This window comes from Kribbella sp. VKM Ac-2569 (assembly GCF_004216905.1).
Lineage (GTDB): Bacteria > Actinomycetota > Actinomycetes > Propionibacteriales > Kribbellaceae > Kribbella.
In genome coordinates this window covers 1,318,237-1,333,483 of the sequence record NZ_SGXJ01000001.1, presented here as the reverse complement: position 1 = coordinate 1,333,483, position 15,247 = coordinate 1,318,237, and the positions used below count along the sequence as shown (strand labels likewise).

Annotated in this window: 15 protein-coding genes; 8 read left to right on the top strand and 7 right to left on the bottom strand. The window is 67.3% G+C overall.

The window, feature by feature from the left end; all coding sequences use genetic code 11:
- Positions 1-149 precede the first annotated feature (149 nt).
- A complete protein-coding gene (locus tag EV649_RS06180; RefSeq protein WP_130381335.1) occupies positions 150-1,493 on the top strand; it encodes an MFS transporter in 1,344 nt (447 codons plus the stop codon).
- Complete coding sequence (locus EV649_RS06175; protein ID WP_130381333.1) at positions 1,490-2,062, top strand: hypothetical protein; 573 nt, start codon at positions 1,490-1,492, stop codon at positions 2,060-2,062. The genes EV649_RS06180 and EV649_RS06175 overlap by 4 nt, the downstream gene beginning before the upstream one ends.
- A gap of 16 nt (positions 2,063-2,078) precedes the next feature.
- On the opposite strand, the gene EV649_RS06170 is transcribed toward EV649_RS06175, so the two are convergent.
- Positions 2,079-2,270, bottom strand: a complete 192-nt coding sequence (locus tag EV649_RS06170; protein WP_130381331.1) for a hypothetical protein — start codon at positions 2,268-2,270, stop codon at positions 2,079-2,081.
- A 119-nt stretch (positions 2,271-2,389) separates the two neighbouring features.
- Between EV649_RS06170 and EV649_RS06165 the strand changes: the two genes are divergently transcribed.
- The 5 genes from EV649_RS06165 to EV649_RS06145 all read left to right on the top strand — a co-directional run bounded on the left by EV649_RS06165 (position 2,390) and on the right by EV649_RS06145 (position 9,585).
- Entirely contained in the window at positions 2,390-4,099 is a 1,710-nt protein-coding gene (locus tag EV649_RS06165) for a thiamine pyrophosphate-binding protein (RefSeq protein WP_130381329.1), read from the top strand.
- An 11-nt stretch (positions 4,100-4,110) separates the two neighbouring features.
- Complete coding sequence (frc, locus tag EV649_RS06160; RefSeq protein WP_130381327.1) at positions 4,111-5,337, top strand: formyl-CoA transferase; 1,227 nt, start codon at positions 4,111-4,113, stop codon at positions 5,335-5,337.
- Between the two features lie 15 nt (positions 5,338-5,352).
- A complete protein-coding gene (locus EV649_RS06155) occupies positions 5,353-7,500 on the top strand; it encodes an acetate--CoA ligase family protein (protein WP_130381325.1) in 2,148 nt (715 codons plus the stop codon).
- A gap of 63 nt (positions 7,501-7,563) precedes the next feature.
- Positions 7,564-9,063 carry an Nramp family divalent metal transporter gene (locus EV649_RS06150; protein WP_130381323.1) on the top strand — a complete coding sequence of 500 codons (1,500 nt, stop codon included), beginning with the start codon at positions 7,564-7,566 and terminating at the stop codon, positions 9,061-9,063.
- 3 nt (positions 9,064-9,066) lie between these two features.
- Positions 9,067-9,585, top strand: a complete 519-nt coding sequence (locus tag EV649_RS06145; protein ID WP_130381321.1) for a hypothetical protein — start codon at positions 9,067-9,069, stop codon at positions 9,583-9,585.
- A gap of 43 nt (positions 9,586-9,628) precedes the next feature.
- Here the strand turns inward: EV649_RS06145 and EV649_RS06140 are convergent, their stop codons facing one another.
- From EV649_RS06140 to EV649_RS06125, 4 genes are all read right to left on the bottom strand, one after another.
- Positions 9,629-10,381 carry a GntR family transcriptional regulator gene (locus EV649_RS06140; protein ID WP_130381319.1) on the bottom strand — a complete coding sequence of 251 codons (753 nt, stop codon included), beginning with the start codon at positions 10,379-10,381 and terminating at the stop codon, positions 9,629-9,631.
- A gap of 101 nt (positions 10,382-10,482) precedes the next feature.
- Positions 10,483-10,662: a hypothetical protein gene (locus EV649_RS06135; RefSeq protein ID WP_130381317.1), complete on the bottom strand. Its 180-nt coding sequence runs from the start codon at positions 10,660-10,662 to the stop codon at positions 10,483-10,485.
- Positions 10,663-10,767: 105 nt separating this feature from the next.
- Entirely contained in the window at positions 10,768-11,919 is a 1,152-nt protein-coding gene (locus tag EV649_RS06130) for an NAD-dependent formate dehydrogenase (RefSeq protein ID WP_130381315.1), read from the bottom strand.
- A gap of 44 nt (positions 11,920-11,963) precedes the next feature.
- Positions 11,964-12,935, bottom strand: coding sequence for a LysR family transcriptional regulator (locus EV649_RS06125; protein ID WP_130381313.1), 972 nt, complete (start codon positions 12,933-12,935; stop codon positions 11,964-11,966).
- A 169-nt stretch (positions 12,936-13,104) separates the two neighbouring features.
- Here EV649_RS06125 and EV649_RS06120 point away from each other — a divergent pair, with 169 nt between their 5' ends.
- Positions 13,105-13,872, top strand: coding sequence for an alpha/beta hydrolase (locus EV649_RS06120; RefSeq protein WP_130381311.1), 768 nt, complete (start codon positions 13,105-13,107; stop codon positions 13,870-13,872).
- A 185-nt stretch (positions 13,873-14,057) separates the two neighbouring features.
- Here the strand turns inward: EV649_RS06120 and EV649_RS41960 are convergent, their stop codons facing one another.
- On the bottom strand, positions 14,058-14,615 hold the full coding sequence (locus EV649_RS41960) for an acyltransferase family protein (protein WP_130381309.1): 558 nt from the start codon (positions 14,613-14,615) through the stop codon (positions 14,058-14,060).
- Positions 14,560-15,243, bottom strand: coding sequence for a YdcF family protein (locus EV649_RS06110; RefSeq protein ID WP_241997775.1), 684 nt, complete (start codon positions 15,241-15,243; stop codon positions 14,560-14,562). The genes EV649_RS41960 and EV649_RS06110 overlap by 56 nt, the downstream gene beginning before the upstream one ends.
- Positions 15,244-15,247: the final 4 nt, after the last annotated feature.

Genomic DNA, 15,247 nt, shown 5'->3' with positions numbered 1-15,247 from the left:
AGTACCACAGACTTCATACGGTATGCAGTAGTCACGGAGCCCCGGCCTGGACTGAGGAGCGGAGCGACCGGAGCGACGAGGGAAGGCCGGGAGCCCAGGCCCCGTGACGACCGCGCGGATGCGCGGCATCAACAGAGTCAGGAGGCGATATGAATCACGTGACTCCCCGGGATGTACGTGACGTCTACGGCCGGCGGTACCGGATCGGCGAGGACGCCCGCGAACTGACCGGCCACTCGCGCCGCTGGCAACTCTGGGCGGCCTGGGCCTGCATGGTCGCGATCAGTCCGTTGCAGTACTCGTTCGGCACCGCAGCCCTCGGCCTGACCTCAGACCGTGGTTGGGGCGCGGCCCAAACCCTGTGGCTGCTCGCGGTCTTCGTCGCCTGCCAAGCCCTCGTCGCGATCCCAGCCGCCTGGGCCCACCGAGTACGGCGGGCAACGCCGACACAGCTCGTCGTCGGTGGTGGGATGCTCGCGGCGATCGGCCTAGTCACGCTCGCCCTCGTGCACAGCTACACGGCGGTCCTCGTCGGCTACTCGCTCCTCGGCGGCACCGGGGCGGGTCTCGTGTACGCCGCCTGCATCACCACGTCGGCGCGCTGGTTCCCGGACCGGCGTACGGCGACCATCGGCTTCGTCACGGGCGGGTTCGCGGTCGGCGCCGTACCGAGCATCTTCTTGCTGACGCGGATGGATCAATCGATCGTGTTCGATCTGACCGCTCTGGTGGCGGTGCTGGTCGTCCTGGTCGCCGGTGGTTTGCTGAAGGACCCGCCGCGGCACTGGTGGCCCGCGGAGATCGACGCGCAGGTGTGGGCGATCGACCGGAAGCTGAACCGCAGCATCCCGCACAACGCGCCTGCGGTCAGGCAGTACCGTCCCGGTGAGGCGATGCGGACCGGCGCGCTACCGCTGATGTGGTTGCTGCTGGCAATCAGTACCGCCTTGTCGCTACTCGGAATCGGCTTCGTGGTGAGCTACGGCGTGAGCGCCGACCTGGGTCTCGCGGTCGCGGCGACGGCCGCCGGAATGCTTGCCGCTGTCAACGGTCTCGGAAGATCGCTGGCAGGTCACCTATCCGATCGATTCGGTCGCCGTCGGGTGCTGGCCGCCGTACTGATGATCGAAGGTTTCGCCCATGTCGGTCTGGTGGCCGTTGACGTCGGCTGGGCGTTCGTCGTCTGCGCGATGTTCGCGGGCCTGGGTGGTGGCGCGTTCTACGCGATCATGGCCAACCTCGTGCTGGAGTTCTTCGGCGAGAACAGCCTGTTGCAGAACCAAGCCATCCTGTACTCCGCGAAGGCGGTCGGTGGTCTCGTCGGCATCGGTGTCGCCGCGTCTGTGATCGCCGTGGTCGGTTACCGGCCGCTGTTCCTGGGCGCCGGACTGCTCGGCGTACTGACTGCGCTGAGTGTGCGCCTCCTCAAACAACCCGGTCGGCCGGCGTTGCCCGTGCGGCCCCAGCTCGGTACGCCGGTGGCGGGCGAGTGAACGGCTACGGGAAGGTCCCGCGACCCGATCCGTGCGTGATGGAACTGGTGTCCCGCCTCGCGCGGGAACCGTGGACGGACCGCCCCGCGTGCGTGCATCCCGTCCTGAGCTCGGTTGCGCGTGCAGCCCACGACCACAGCAGTTCTGCCGGTCGTCGGCACCTACTGCCGCTCGCACCACGTTTCATCAACACCAGCAGTGTGGGCTTCGAGGCATCGGCCCGCCTGGTCGCACTGTGTGTTTCCACTGCGCTCGCGAGCGGCGAGCTGACCGGTGACGAGCGGCGGAGGATGGCGGCGGCCCATCGGACAGCGCTGCACCTGCTCGGTTCCGAGGGCGATCCCGGGGGAGCAGCGCGCTGGTGGTTACCTGCGTTCGGTCGCCTGGGCTGGAGCGAACCGTTCTACCGCACGTTCGTCGCCACGGAACACGCAGCAGAAGCAGTCGCGGTCACCGCTCGAACTGCGAACGGTGACCGCGACGTACGCCTGCGAAGCCTGCTGAAGCTGTGCCTCGCAACTCAGCCCAAGCCTTCATGTTCGGCGTCCGCCCAGAAATCGTGGTCGTAGTCGCCGTCCGGGATCGCTACCAGTTCGTGCCGACGGGGAGCGCGAACCTGCTGCTCGAGGCGCCGAAGGTCCGCCGTACAGCGCTCAGATCGTCGAGCAGCCGGAGTACGTCGAGATGCGGGCCGACGCGATTCCTCAACGCCATAAGGGATTTTTCCAGCGCGAGCAGTGCGGCGCGGGTCCGGTCGAGTTCGTCGGAAATGGTCATCACAGCCTCCTGGCGAACTCTGGACAACCGCTACGCCCTGGGATAAGACTACGACTACACCATACGGTATGCAATCTACATCAAGGCTGATCAGGCCCCTTCCGAGGAGTTGACTGCAGATGGCGCAGACAGTGTCGGAGACCCAACCCACAGCGGTGGTCAAGGAGCCGGAGACCATCTCCGGTGGTCACCTCGTCGCGAAGGCCTTGAAGGCCGAGGGGATCGACGTGATCTTCACGCTCTGCGGCGGTCACATCATCGACATCTACGACGGCTGCGTGGACGAGGGCATCGCGGTGGTCGACGTCCGGCATGAGCAGGTCGCGGCGCACGCCGCCGACGGGTACGCACGGGTCACCGGCAAGCCCGGCTGCGCGGTCGTCACCGCCGGCCCCGGTACGACGGATGCGGTCACCGGTGTCGCGAACGCGTTCCGCGCCGAGAGCCCGATGCTGCTGATCGGCGGCCAGGGCGCCCTGAACCAGCACAAGATGGGATCCCTGCAGGACCTGCCGCACGTCGACATGATGACGCCGATCACGAAGTTCGCCGCGACCGTTCCGCACACCGCGCGGGCCGCGGACATGGTCTCGATGGCGTTCCGCGAGTGCTACAACGGCGCGCCCGGCCCGTCGTTCCTGGAGATCCCGCGCGACATCCTGGACAACTCGGTGCCGGTCGAGTCCGCGACCGTCCCCGAGGCCGGGCACTACCGGGGCTCGACGAAGAGCATCGGCGACCCGGCGAGTGTCGAGGCGCTGGCCGACCTGCTGGTGCGGGCCGAGAAGCCCGTCGTACTGCTCGGCAGCCAGGTGTGGACCTCGCGCGGGAGCGACGCGGCGACCGAGTTCGTCCGCACGCTCGACATCCCCGCGTTCATGAACGGTTCGGCGCGGGGCACCCTGCCGCCGGGCGACCCGCACCACTTCCACCTGTCCAGGCGGTACGGCTTCAACAACGCCGACCTGATCCTCATCGTCGGCACGCCGTTCGACTTCCGGATGGGGTACGGGCGTCGGCTCCCGAAGAGCGCCACCGTCGTACAGATCGACTTCGACTACCGCACCGTCGGCAAGAACCGCGACATCGACCTCGGCCTGGTCGGCGACCCGGGCGCGATCCTGGCGGCTGTCACACAGGCGGCGTCGGGCCGGCTGCACAAGACGGACCGCAAGGCCTGGTTCGCGGAGCTGCGCGCCGAGGAGGATGCGGCGTACCAGAAGCGGCTGCCGCGGCAGCTGTCCGACGCGAACCCGATCCACCCGCTGCGGCTGGCGCACGAGATCAACGAGTTCCTCACCGAGGACTCGATCTACATCGGCGACGGCGGCGACATCGTGACGTTCTCCGGTGGCGTCGTACAGCCGAAGTCACCCGGCCACTGGATGGACCCGGGCCCGCTCGGCACGCTCGGCGTCGGCATCCCCTTCGTGCTCGCCGCGAAGTACGCGCGACCGGACAAGGAAGTGGTCGCACTGTTCGGTGACGGCGCGTTCTCGCTGACCGGCTGGGACTTCGAGACGCTGGTCCGCTACAAGCTGCCGTTCGTCGGTGTCGTCGGCAACAACTCCTCGATGAACCAGATCCGCTACGGCCAGGAAGCCAAGTACGGCAAGGACCGTGGCCGGATCGGCAACACCCTCGGCGACGTGAAGTACGACGAGTTCGCCCGGATGCTCGGCGGGTACGGCGAGGAGGTTCGCGACCCGAAGGACATCGGGCCGGCGCTGCTCCGGGCCCGCGAGTCGGGGCTGCCGTCGCTGATCAACGTCTGGGTCGACCCGGACGCCTACGCCCCCGGAACCATGAATCAGACCATGTACAAGTAAGGGGACCCGTCATGACCAAGGCCCTCGAGGGTGTCCGTGTTCTCGACATGACCCACGTGCAGTCCGGACCGTCCTGCACCCAGCTCCTCGCCTGGCTCGGCGCCGATGTGATCAAGCTCGAGGCACCGACCGGCGACATCACCCGCCAGCAGCTGCGCGACCTGCCGGACGTCGACAGCCTGTACTTCACGATGCTGAACTGCAACAAGCGCAGCATCACGCTGAACATGAAGTCCGACCGCGGCAAGGAGATCTTCATCGACCTGGTGAAGAACTCCGATGTCCTGGTGGAGAACTTCGCCCCGGGCGCGATCGACCGGATGGGCTTCACCTGGGAACGTCTGCAGGAGCTGAACCCCGGTCTCGTGTTCGCGTCGATCAAGGGCTTCGGCCCCGGCCGGTACGAGAACTTCAAGGCGTACGAGGTGGTCGCCCAGGCGATGGGCGGCGCGATGAGTACGACGGGGTTCGAGGACGGACCGCCCACCGCGACCGGCGCGCAGATCGGTGACTCGGGCACCGGCATCCACCTGGTCGCCGGCATCCTCGCCGCGCTGCTCCAGCGGACGCACACCGGCAAGGGTCAGCGGGTCACCGTGGCCATGCAGGAAGCGGTCCTGAACCTGACCCGGGTCAAGCTGCGCGACCAGCAGCGGCTGACGCACGGTCCGCTGCGCGAGTACCCGAACGACAACTTCAACGGCGAGGTGCCGCGGTCCGGGAACGCGTCCGGCGGCGGCCAGCCCGGCTGGGCGCTGCGCTGCGCACCCGGCGGACCGAACGACTACATCTACGTGATCGTGCAGCCGCCGGGCTGGGCGCCGATCGCCAACCTGATCGGCAAGCCGGAACTGGCCGAGGACCCGGACTGGGCGACGCCGACCGCGCGGCTGGACAAGCTCGACAAGATGTTCGCGCTGATCGAGCAGTGGACCGAGCAGCACACCAAGTTTGAGGTGATGGACAAGCTCAACGCGCTGAACGTGCCGTGCGGTCCGATCATGTCCACGGCCGAACTGATCGCGGACGAGACGCTCGCCGACCTCGGCGCGGTGGTCGAGGTCGAGCACCCGCAGCGCGGCACGTTCAAGACGGTCGGCTGCCCGATCAAGCTGTCCGACTCCCCGGTCGACGTGCAGACCTCACCGGGCCTCGGCGAACACAACTCCGTCATCTACGGCTCGCTCGGCATCGACACGGCCGAGCTCTCGGAACTCAAAGCCAGCGGCGTGATCTGAACAGGAGTGCAACGCATGACTTATGACAAGGCAGCAGTCCGGACCATCCTCGACCAGGCTCTGGCGGACGGCCGCACCTCGCTGAGCGCGCCGGAGGCCAAGCTGGTCGCCGACGCGTACGGCATCCCGACGCCGGGCGAGGGGCTGGCCACGACTGCCGAGGGGGCCGCCGGCCTCGCGGCCGAGATCGGCTTCCCGGTCGTGCTGAAGATCGTCTCGCCGGACATCCTGCACAAGACCGACGCCGGCGGCGTGGTGGTCGGCGTCGACTCCGAGGATGCCGTGCTGGCGGCCTACAAGCAGATTGTCGACAACGCGACAGCCTACAAACCGGATGCAGACATTGTCGGCGTGCAGGTGCAGAAGATGCTGGTCACCGGCGGTGACGTGCAGGAGGTCATCGTCGGCGCGGTCACCGACCCGACGTTCGGCAAGGTGGTCGCGTTCGGGCTGGGCGGCGTACTCGTCGAGGTGCTCAAGGACGTCACGTTCCGGCTGGCCCCGCTGAGTGACGACGAAGCGCGGGCGATGGTCGACGGGATCGACGCGCACGAGATGCTCGAAGGCGTTCGTGGCGCGCGACCGGTCGACAAGGAGATTGTCGGCAATCTGATCAAGCGCGTGTCCGACCTGGTCACGGACTTCCCGGAGTTCGCCGAGGTCGACCTGAACCCGGTGCTCGCCGGGCCGGACGGTGCCACCGCGGTGGACTTCCGGATCATCGTGGACGCCGAGGCCGGCAAGCCGGTCGAGCGGTTCAGCCAGGAGGAGATCCTGACCGCGATGACCCGGATCATGAGGCCGCGCGCGGTGGCCGTGATCGGGGCGTCCAACGAGGACGGCAAGATCGGCAACTCGGTGATGAAGAACCTGGTCAACGGCGGGTACGCCGGGGACATCTACCCGATCAACCCGAAGGCCGACGAGATACTCGGGCTGAAGGCGTTTCCGTCGATCACCGACGTACCGGGTGACGTGGACGTCGCGGTGTTCGCCGTACCGGCCAAGTTCGTCGGTGGGGCGCTCGAGCAGTGCGGTCAGAAGGGTGTCGCGGGCGCGATCCTGATCCCGTCCGGGTTCGCCGAGACCGGAGAGCAGGCGCTCCAGGACGAGGTCGTCGCGATCGCCCGCAAGCACAATGTCCGCATTCTGGGACCGAACATCTACGGCTACTACTACCTGCCGGAGAGCCTGTGCGCGACGTTCTGCACGCCGTACGACGTCCGCGGGTCCGTCGCCCTGTCGTCACAGAGCGGAGGCATCGGGATGGCGATCCTCGGCTTCAGCCGGTCCAGCCGGATGGGAGTTTCCGCGATCGTTGGGGTAGGCAACAAGGCCGACATCGACGAGGATGACCTCCTGACGTTCTTCGAGAGCGACGACAACACCAACCTGATCGCCATGCATCTTGAGGATTTGAAGGACGGCCGGGCGTTCGCCGAGACGGCGGCCCGGGTGTCGAAGAAGAAGCCGGTCGTCGTACTGAAGGCCGGGCGTACCTCCATGGGCGCGCGGGCGGCCAGCTCGCACACCGGCGCCCTGGCCGGCAACGACAAGGTGTACGACGACATCCTGCGGCAGAGCGGAGTGGTCCGGGCGCCGGGGCTGAACGAGATGCTCCAGTACGCCCGCGGTATCCCGCTGCTGCCGACGCCGAAGGGCGAGAACGTCGTCATCATCACCGGCGCGGGCGGTTCCGGCGTACTGCTGTCGGACGCCTGCGTGGACGCCGGGCTGACGTTGATGGACATCCCGGACGATCTGGACGCGGCGTTCCGGAAGTTCATCCCGCCGTTCGGCGCGGCCGGCAACCCGGTGGACATCACCGGCGGCGAGCCGCCGTCGACGTACCGGAACACGATCGCGCTGGGGCTGTCCGACGAGCGGATCCACGCGCTGATCCTGGGGTACTGGCACACGATCGTGACACCGCCGATGGTGTTCGCGAAGCTGGTCGCCGAGGTGGTCGAGGAGTTCCGGGCCAAGGGCATCGACAAGCCCGTGGTCGCCTCGCTGTCCGGTGACGTCGAGGTCGAGGAAGCCAGCCAGTACCTGTTCGACCACGGTGTGGTCGCGTACCCGTACACCACCGAGACCCCGGTCCAGGTCCTCGGTGCCAAGTACCGCTGGGCCCGCAACGCCGGGCCGCTCGGCATCAGTTGATTGGAGGCAGGAGCACGCGGGGGAAGTTGATCCGCTAGTTGGCGTCGAACTAAGGAGTCCGCCTTGGACGTCACGAGCAAGACCTCAGAAGTTCCCGAAGAGCCGGCCGCGGCAGCCGTGACCGAGAAGGTCTGGAAAGCGGGCAGGCTCGAACCGATGCCGATCCGGAAACTTCCGGACGCACCGCCCTCCTTGCACATCCTCGGCCCGACCGTCTTCCTGGTCGCGCTGGGTGTGGGTATGGGGGAGTCGTACATGTGGCCCCGGCTCGTCCTGGTGTTCGGGCCGGACATCCGCTGGTTGTTCATGGTCGGTGTCACACTGCAGGCGTTCGTGCTGCTGGAGATGGCGCGCTACGCGATGGCCACCGGGGAGAGCATCTTCTTCGGCGCGGCCCGGATCTTCAAACCGCTGATGTGGTTCTTCTACGCGGCGGCGATCCTGATCTACATGTGGCCGGGCCATCTGTCCGCCGGCGCGGCCGCGTTCGAGGAGATCAGCGGCATACCCTGGCAGGTCACCGCGTGCGTGGCTCTGGTGTTCGTCGGTGTGCTGTTCAGCCTGCTGTCGGTGATCTACAACTTCCTCGAGAAGCTGCTCGGTCTGCTGATCGGGTTGCTGGTCGTCGGTACGTCGGTGATCGCGGCGATCGTCGGCAACTGGGACGACCTCGGCCGCACCCTGTCCGGGATGTTCGCGTTCGGGTACTTCCCGGACGACGCGATGACGTCGGCGTGGTTCCCGGTCGTGGTCGGTTCGATCGCCTTTGCCGGGCCGTCCGGGATGCAACAGATGTGGTACACGCTGCAGCTGCGGGACAGCGGCGCCGGCATGGGCGCGCACATCCCGAAGATCCGCGGGCTGCGGGCCGCGAACGAGGCGGAGTCGATGCCGTCGCGCGGGTTCATGTTCGACACCGAGGACCCGGCCGAGATGGCGAAGTGGAAGGGCTGGCGCAAGTGGGTCACGTTCGACGCGCTGCTGCTCTTCTGGGGCATCACGATGCTGGTCACGGTCTCGTTCACCGTGCTGGCCATGTCGGCGGCCCGGGAGAATCCGAACGTGGCGGAGCTGATCGAGGGCGGTGACCGGGATGCAGCGCTGAAGGCGATGTCGGACGCGTTCGCGTCGGCCGGCTCGCCGATCCTCGGGACGTTGTTCTTCGCGTTCATCGCACTGATCGGGCTGAACGCGACCCTCGGTCTGTTCGACTCGTTCTCCCGCGGCCAGGCCGACATGACGTACTACTTCGTGCCGGGCGCCAAACGGTTCTCGATGTCGCGGTTGTACGCCGGGTTCCTGTGGGGCGTGATCCTGTTCGGCATCCTGATTCTGCTGTTCGGTCCCGCCGACGGCCCGGCCGGGATCCTGGACACGCTCGCGTTCCTGTCCACGTTCGCGATGGGCGCGTACTGCATCGTGTTGCTGCTGACCAACAACATGCTGCTGCCGAAGAAGATCCGTCCCGGCCCGGTGCGGAACGTGATCATCGGGTTCGGAGCGGTGTTCTACCTCGGGATGCTGTTCTACTGCCTGTTCCGCTTCGGCGTGGCTGTGGGCTGACCCATGACTGACTTGAAGCAGTTGGCGGAGTACTGCGTTCCGGCCGCGTCGGTCGGCGCGGCGGCGGGGCTCATTGCCGGTGGACTGGCCGCGTTCGTCGGCCAGCCCGCCGGTTGGGCAGTCGTCACCGGGCTCGGTCTCGGCGTACCACTGATGCTGTTCGGGTCCGGGTACGCCGTACTGGTTGCACTGGGCAAGGTCCCCGCGGGCGTGTTCGCGCCGGCGGCGGTCTACTGGGTGATCGCGTTCCCGCTGGCGCTCCTGGTGCATTCGGTGGTCACCGCCTGGGTGATCACCGGTTCACCGGGCCTGCCACCGGAACCGTGGAAGTTCCTCGCCTTCCGTGCCCTGGTGAGCATGGGATTCGCGATCGGCTTCCTCTGGATGCAAGAACAGATAGGCCGCCTCTGGTGGCCCCACATCCTCGACCGCAACCAGTACGCCCGCCGAGTGGTCGAGCAATACACCCACCTCGCCACCGCCCTAGCAGCCCGAAAAGCCGCCACCGGCCGCAACCGCTAACCCTTCGAGGGGATGCCCATTGGAGGGCATCCCCTCTTCGGGGTCAGCTGGTGCGGCGGCGGCGCTTCGGGGTCGAGTCCGGTGCTTCGGTGACGGGGTCGGCGTTCGCCTGGAGGTCGTGGTAGGCCTTGCGGGTGTGTTCGGTGTGTTCGCGCATGATCTGGGCGGCTTTGTCTTCGTCGCCTTCGCTGATTGCCTTCACCAGGCGGTTGTGTTCGCGCCAGGAGGCTGCGCCGCGGACGGGGGCGACGGGGGTGTAGTACCAGCGGACGCGGCGGTCGACCTGGGCGGCGAAGTCGACCAGGAAACGGTTGCCGGACATCTGGGTGATCAGGCTGTGGAGCTCGGCGTTCGTCCGCACCGTGCCGTCGATGTCGCCGGCCTCCTGGTACGTCGTGCCGACCTTGCACAGCTCGCGCAACTTGGCGACGTCGTCCTTCGACGCGTGCCTGGCCGCGAGCCGAGCGGACTCCGACTCCAGCGCCGCACGGGCCGCCAGCAACTGGTCGACCTCGTCCTCGGCCGGCACGTGCACCATCGCGCCGAACCCGGGCCGCAGATCGACCCAGCCCTCGTTGTTCAGCCGCTGCAGGGCCTCACGCACCGGCTGCCGGGAGACGCCCAGGATCCCGGCGAGCTCGACCTCGACCAGGTGCCGCCCGCGCTCGAGCGTGCCGTCGATGATCATCTCGGTGAGGGCCTCGTACACCGACTCCCGCAACGGCGTCGGCCGCTTGACGTGCCGCACACCGGCCGGTTCCGCACCCGCCCCTGGCCCCGCACTGATCGTCGTCATGAGGTCCCTTCCGGTCCTACAGCGATGGCACTTGGTAGACAGTCTACCAAGTGCCATGCCTTGACATATACCTCCGGCACCGGTTGCCCGGTACGCCGGGGTCAGGCCGCGGACTCGTCCGCGTTCCGGCGGCCGTCGTCGTGTGCGCCACGGGCCTCCTGGACAGTCAGCTCGGCGAGCTCGGCATCGAGATCGACCGGCTTGTTCAGCTCCTGCAGCTCCGGGGCATCCGGGAACTGCGGGCGAGCCGCCAGAGCGCCGAACCTACGTGTGAAGATCATTTCTACCCTTCCTTGAATTCTGGCTTCTGTATACATTCAACCAGGTGTGCTGACCGGTTATGCCCGCGTCTGACGTGATCCCGGTTACGTACGTCGTGATCCCGCTTACACCGTGGTGGAGTACGCGTGCGCTCCGGCACCGGCCAGTCGCCCACCGTCGACGATCAGGTACTCGTCCCGGATCGGCGTACCGCTCAACCAGGACTCCAGGATCTCCCGCGTGCCCGCGGCGTACCGGGTCTGTGCGGACAGCGACGAGCCGGAGATGTGCGGCGTCATTCCATGGTGGGGCATGGTGCGCCACGGGTGGTCGGCGGGCGCCGGCTGCGGGTACCAGACGTCACCGGCGTACCCGGCCAGCTGTCCGGTCTCCAGTGCCCGCACGATCGCGTCCCGGTCGGCGATCTTCGCGCGGGCCGTGTTGATCAGGTAGGTGCCGCGCCTCATGGTCGCGAGCAGCTCGTCGCCGAACAGCCCCTCGGTCTCCGGGTGCAACGGGGCGTTGATCGTGACCACATCGCAGTGCGGGACCATGTCGGCTGCGCTCGGGTGGAAGGTGAGGTTGAGTTCGCGCTCCACCGACTCCGGCAGCCGGTGCCGGTCGGTGTAGTGCAGCTTCACGTCGAACGGCGCCAGCCGCCGCAGTACGGCGGTCCCGATCCGGCCGGCCGCGACGGTGCCGACCTGCATTCCCTCGAGGTCGTACGACCGCGCGACGCAGTCCGCGATGTTCCATCCGCCGTCGACCACTACCTGGTACGACGGGAGGTAGTTCCGCACCAGCCCGAGAATCATCATCACCACGTGCTCGGCGACGCTGATGCTGTTCGAGTAGGTGACCTCGGCAACCGTCATGCCGGCGCCGATCGCCGCGTCCAGGTCGACATGGTCGGACCCGATCCCGGCGGTGATCGCGAGTTTGAGCTTGGGTGCCTTCGCGATCCGCTCGGCCGTCAGGTACGCCGGCCAGAACGGTTGCGAGATCACCACGTCGGCGTCGGGAAGTTCGCGGTCGAGAGCAGCCTCCTTGTCGGAGATGACGGCGAGCGTGTGTCCTTGGCTCTCGAGGAATCCGCGCAGCCCGAGTTCACCGGACACGCTTCCGAGCAGCGTGCCTGGTGTGAAGTCGATCGACTTCGGGCTCGGCGCTGTCTGGCCGTTCGGATATCCCTCGATCGAGGGGATGCTGTCGCGCGCGTACGACGTCGGGTAGCCGGCGGCGGGGTCGTCGTACAGCACGCACACTATCTTCGCCATGATGGGAATCTCCTTGTTCTGAAGGGATTTCCACCATCGCCGGATCAAGGACCGACGGTCAAAGACTTGCTCGCTATGTCGAGATAGCCCGAACCCATCAAGTGCACGTCGAGCAGGCTGTCCAGGGCCTCATGGACGCCCGCTTGCCGGGCGACGTCGAGCAGTGCGCGGGCGAGCACGGGTTCCGGACTCCGCGCGGCGATCACCAGGCCGACACGCGGTCCGTGCGCCGGGCGTTTGAGCGGTACGACGCGCATCCCGTCCGGTACACCGAACATGTGCAGCCACGCGTGCGAGATCACCGTCGACCAATGGTTGCCGTGCAGGTGACTGTAGAGACCGGAGACCGTGTCGCTCTCGATCGACGGTGTCGCGATTGCGCCGTCGTCGGAGAAGTACCCGTTCATGATCCGGCGGTTGCGCATCTCGGGGGAGAGCAGGCAGAGCGGCAACTCGGCGACCTGCGCCCACGTCGCCACTGGCAGGTCGGCGAGTTCGGTGTCCTTCGGGGTGAGCAGCAGGTACCGCTCCTCGTACAGCGGCGTCTTGCGCACCTGACCGAGCGTGTCGTCGTCGAGATAGGTCATTGCGACGTCCAGCTCGAACTCCGCCAGCTTTTGCGTGATGTCCCGCGACGACAGCGACTCGAGCGTGACGCGGGTGTTCGGGTGGCGCTCACAGAACGGTGTGGTCAGGAGCGAGACGACCGGCATCGCGGTCGGGATCGCGCCGAGTCGGAGCGTGCCGTTCAGGCCGCCGCGCATCATCGACAGCTCGTGCCGGAGCGCGTCCTGCTCGGCGAGGATCCGCTGTGCCCAGAGCAGCACCCGCTCACCCTCGGGGGTCAGGCCCTCGAAGCGGCGGCCGCGGCGCACGATCGGTACGTCGAGCTCCTGCTCGAGCTTGCGGATCGCGGCGGACAGCGACGGCTGGGAGACGTAACAGGCATCCGCCGCCCGGGCGAAGTGCTTCTCGCGGGCGAGGGCGACGAGGTACTCCAGCTGCCGGAGCAGCATCAACGACCCCGGGATGGTGTGCAGTCGCCTGTATACATAATCCAACTGTAGTGAGGCTTCTGGCCGGCGGGAAGGTTTCGCGGTCGTGTGAGGTGGATCACACTGTGTCTGTCTGGCGACAGCTCGCTCGACGGTTGGGCAGAGACCTGTTCGGCAAAAGGAGTTTGTGATGGAGAAGGTTGTCTCGAAGGACGGCACCGAGCTCGCGTACGACACCTACGGCAGCGGGCCGGTCCTCGTGCTCGTGGCCGGCGGATTCACCGACCGCGCGCGGTACGTCGAGGACGCCCAGGCGCTGTCCGCGGCGTTCACCGTCGTGAACTACGACCGGCGGGGACGTGGCGATTCCGGCGACACGATGCCGTACGCGGTGGAGCGTGAGTGGGAAGACCTCGACGCCGTGCGCACGGCGACCGGTGCGCGGTTCGCCTGCGCCTACTCGTCTGGGTCGATGGTGCTGCTGCAGGCCGGACTACCGTTCGAGAAGCAGGCGATCATGGAGCCGCCGTTCCGGGTCGAGGGCGCGCCGCCGCCCCCGGAGCGCTACCTCGAGCGGCTGCAGGAGTTCGTCGCCGCCGGAAACCCAGGTGGAGCGGCCGAACTGTTCATGGTCGAGGCGGTCGGGCAGCCGAAGGAGGTGGTCGACCAGATCCGGCAGACGCCGATGTGGGCCGGGATGGAGGCCATCGCGCACACACTCGTGTACGACGCGCTGCAGCTGCGGGACAGCGCCGTACCGGTGGAGCTGCTGGCGTCGGTCGACGTACCGACGTTGGGGCTGTACAGCAATGCCAGTCCGGAGTGGCTGCAGCGGTCCGTGCAGGAGGCGGTTGCTGCGTTGCCGCGGGGCACGGTGGAGGGGCATGACGGTACGTTCCACACGCTGCCACCGGAGACGCTGGCGCGGGTGCTGTCGGACTACTTCCTCAGTGCGTGAACCGCTCGACCAGGGAGGACCCGGTCGAGGAGGCGCTTGAGAGGTGGCGCCAGCGGCTGCTCTATGCCGTCGTGCAGGGCGGCGGCAACGCCGGTCATCAGAAGCATCATCGCGGCGACCAGGAGGACGTGGTTCACCTGGTCGCCGAGGCGCTCGAAGATGATGAAGCCGATGTGCGCAGCCAGCTAGGCCCAGCAGAAGTTCGTGACCCGGCGCGCGGTGATGCCGATCCAGGTGAGGATCAGGATCATCGCGTAGAACCGCAGCTCGGCCCACAGCGTCCAGTGGACGACGTCGACGTTCTCGATGTTCGGCAGTGAGTTGAACATCGTCAGGTTCGCCAGGAACTGCGGAGGCGAGACCGGGAACCGCCCTTGGCTGAGGCCGATCGAGACAATCGTGGTGAGCGTGACGGCGATCCAGTACGCCGGATAGAGGCGGACCGCCCGCGAGACGACGAACGATCGTGGGCTGCGATCCCATGCGCTGAGCAGGACCACGAACCCGCTGATCGTGAAGAACAGATCGACGCCGAGGTACCCGTACCAGCGACCACGTCCACGTGTGGGAAGCGCAGATCGCTGAGTCCACCGGCGTACGCGGAGAACAGATAGTGGTACGCCATGACCGAGACCGCCGCGAGAATCCGCAACAGATCGACCTCGTGGAGCCTGCCCCTCGTGGGACCTACGGATGACGGTCGGAGGCGGGGTACGCGGCAGCGAGACGGTTGTAGGCGGCAAGTACTTCGGTGGGGATGTCGACGTGGTCGATGAAGTCGCGGCCGCGGGGGCCGTAGACGTCCGGTGAGAGTCGGTGGATCTCGCCGATGAGGAGAGAGCGGAAGCGGTCGCGGGTCCAGATCTCGGGTGCGTCCGGGCCGGCGCTCACCCGGTCGGGGCCGATCCACGGGATCAGCGGTGCGCGGCTGATCAGCGTCGTACCGGGGAGGTCGGCGAAGGATCGTTCGAAGCAGGCATGCGTACGTCGTTGCATCGTCGGGTCCTGGATCAGCAGCAGCGTTTGCGGCGTACTGATCAGCTCACGGGTGAACGCCGCGTTCTCGCCACAGTTCGTGGACCGATCCTCGACGGCGACGTCCTCGGGTGCGACGCCGGCGCTGATCAGGAGATCGCGAAACACGTGCGACTCCGGCCGGCCGGTCGCTGCCTCGACACCCCGTCGGCGCAGAGCCTCTTCGAGGAAACTCGTCGAGTGCCCGATCCCGCCACTCACCAGGATCGGCACGCCGTACACACGATGCGCTTCCGCGGCGACCTCGATCGACTCCAGCACCGCCGACCCCATCAACACGACCCGATCGACCGGTTGCTCGATCGGGTCGCGCCGCGCGAGGTACCTCGCGATCACATCC

Bases quoted from the DNA above. Each gene is read 5' to 3' on its own strand.
- EV649_RS06180 (WP_130381335.1), top strand. From the start codon at position 150: ATGAATCACGTGACTCCCCGGGATGTACGTGACGTCTACGGCCGGCGG.
- EV649_RS06145 (WP_130381321.1), top strand. From the start codon at position 9,067: ATGACTGACTTGAAGCAGTTGGCGGAGTACTGCGTTCCGGCCGCGTCG.
- EV649_RS06165 (WP_130381329.1), top strand. From the start codon at position 2,390: ATGGCGCAGACAGTGTCGGAGACCCAACCCACAGCGGTGGTCAAGGAG.
- EV649_RS06125 (WP_130381313.1), bottom strand. From the start codon at position 12,935: ATGCTGCTCCGGCAGCTGGAGTACCTCGTCGCCCTCGCCCGCGAGAAG.
- EV649_RS06155 (WP_130381325.1), top strand. From the start codon at position 5,353: ATGACTTATGACAAGGCAGCAGTCCGGACCATCCTCGACCAGGCTCTG.
- EV649_RS06135 (WP_130381317.1), bottom strand. From the start codon at position 10,662: ATGATCTTCACACGTAGGTTCGGCGCTCTGGCGGCTCGCCCGCAGTTC.
- EV649_RS06120 (WP_130381311.1), top strand. From the start codon at position 13,105: ATGGAGAAGGTTGTCTCGAAGGACGGCACCGAGCTCGCGTACGACACC.
- EV649_RS06140 (WP_130381319.1), bottom strand. From the start codon at position 10,381: ATGACGACGATCAGTGCGGGGCCAGGGGCGGGTGCGGAACCGGCCGGT.
- EV649_RS06130 (WP_130381315.1), bottom strand. From the start codon at position 11,919: ATGGCGAAGATAGTGTGCGTGCTGTACGACGACCCCGCCGCCGGCTAC.
- EV649_RS06170 (WP_130381331.1), bottom strand. From the start codon at position 2,270: ATGACCATTTCCGACGAACTCGACCGGACCCGCGCCGCACTGCTCGCG.
- frc (WP_130381327.1), top strand. From the start codon at position 4,111: ATGACCAAGGCCCTCGAGGGTGTCCGTGTTCTCGACATGACCCACGTG.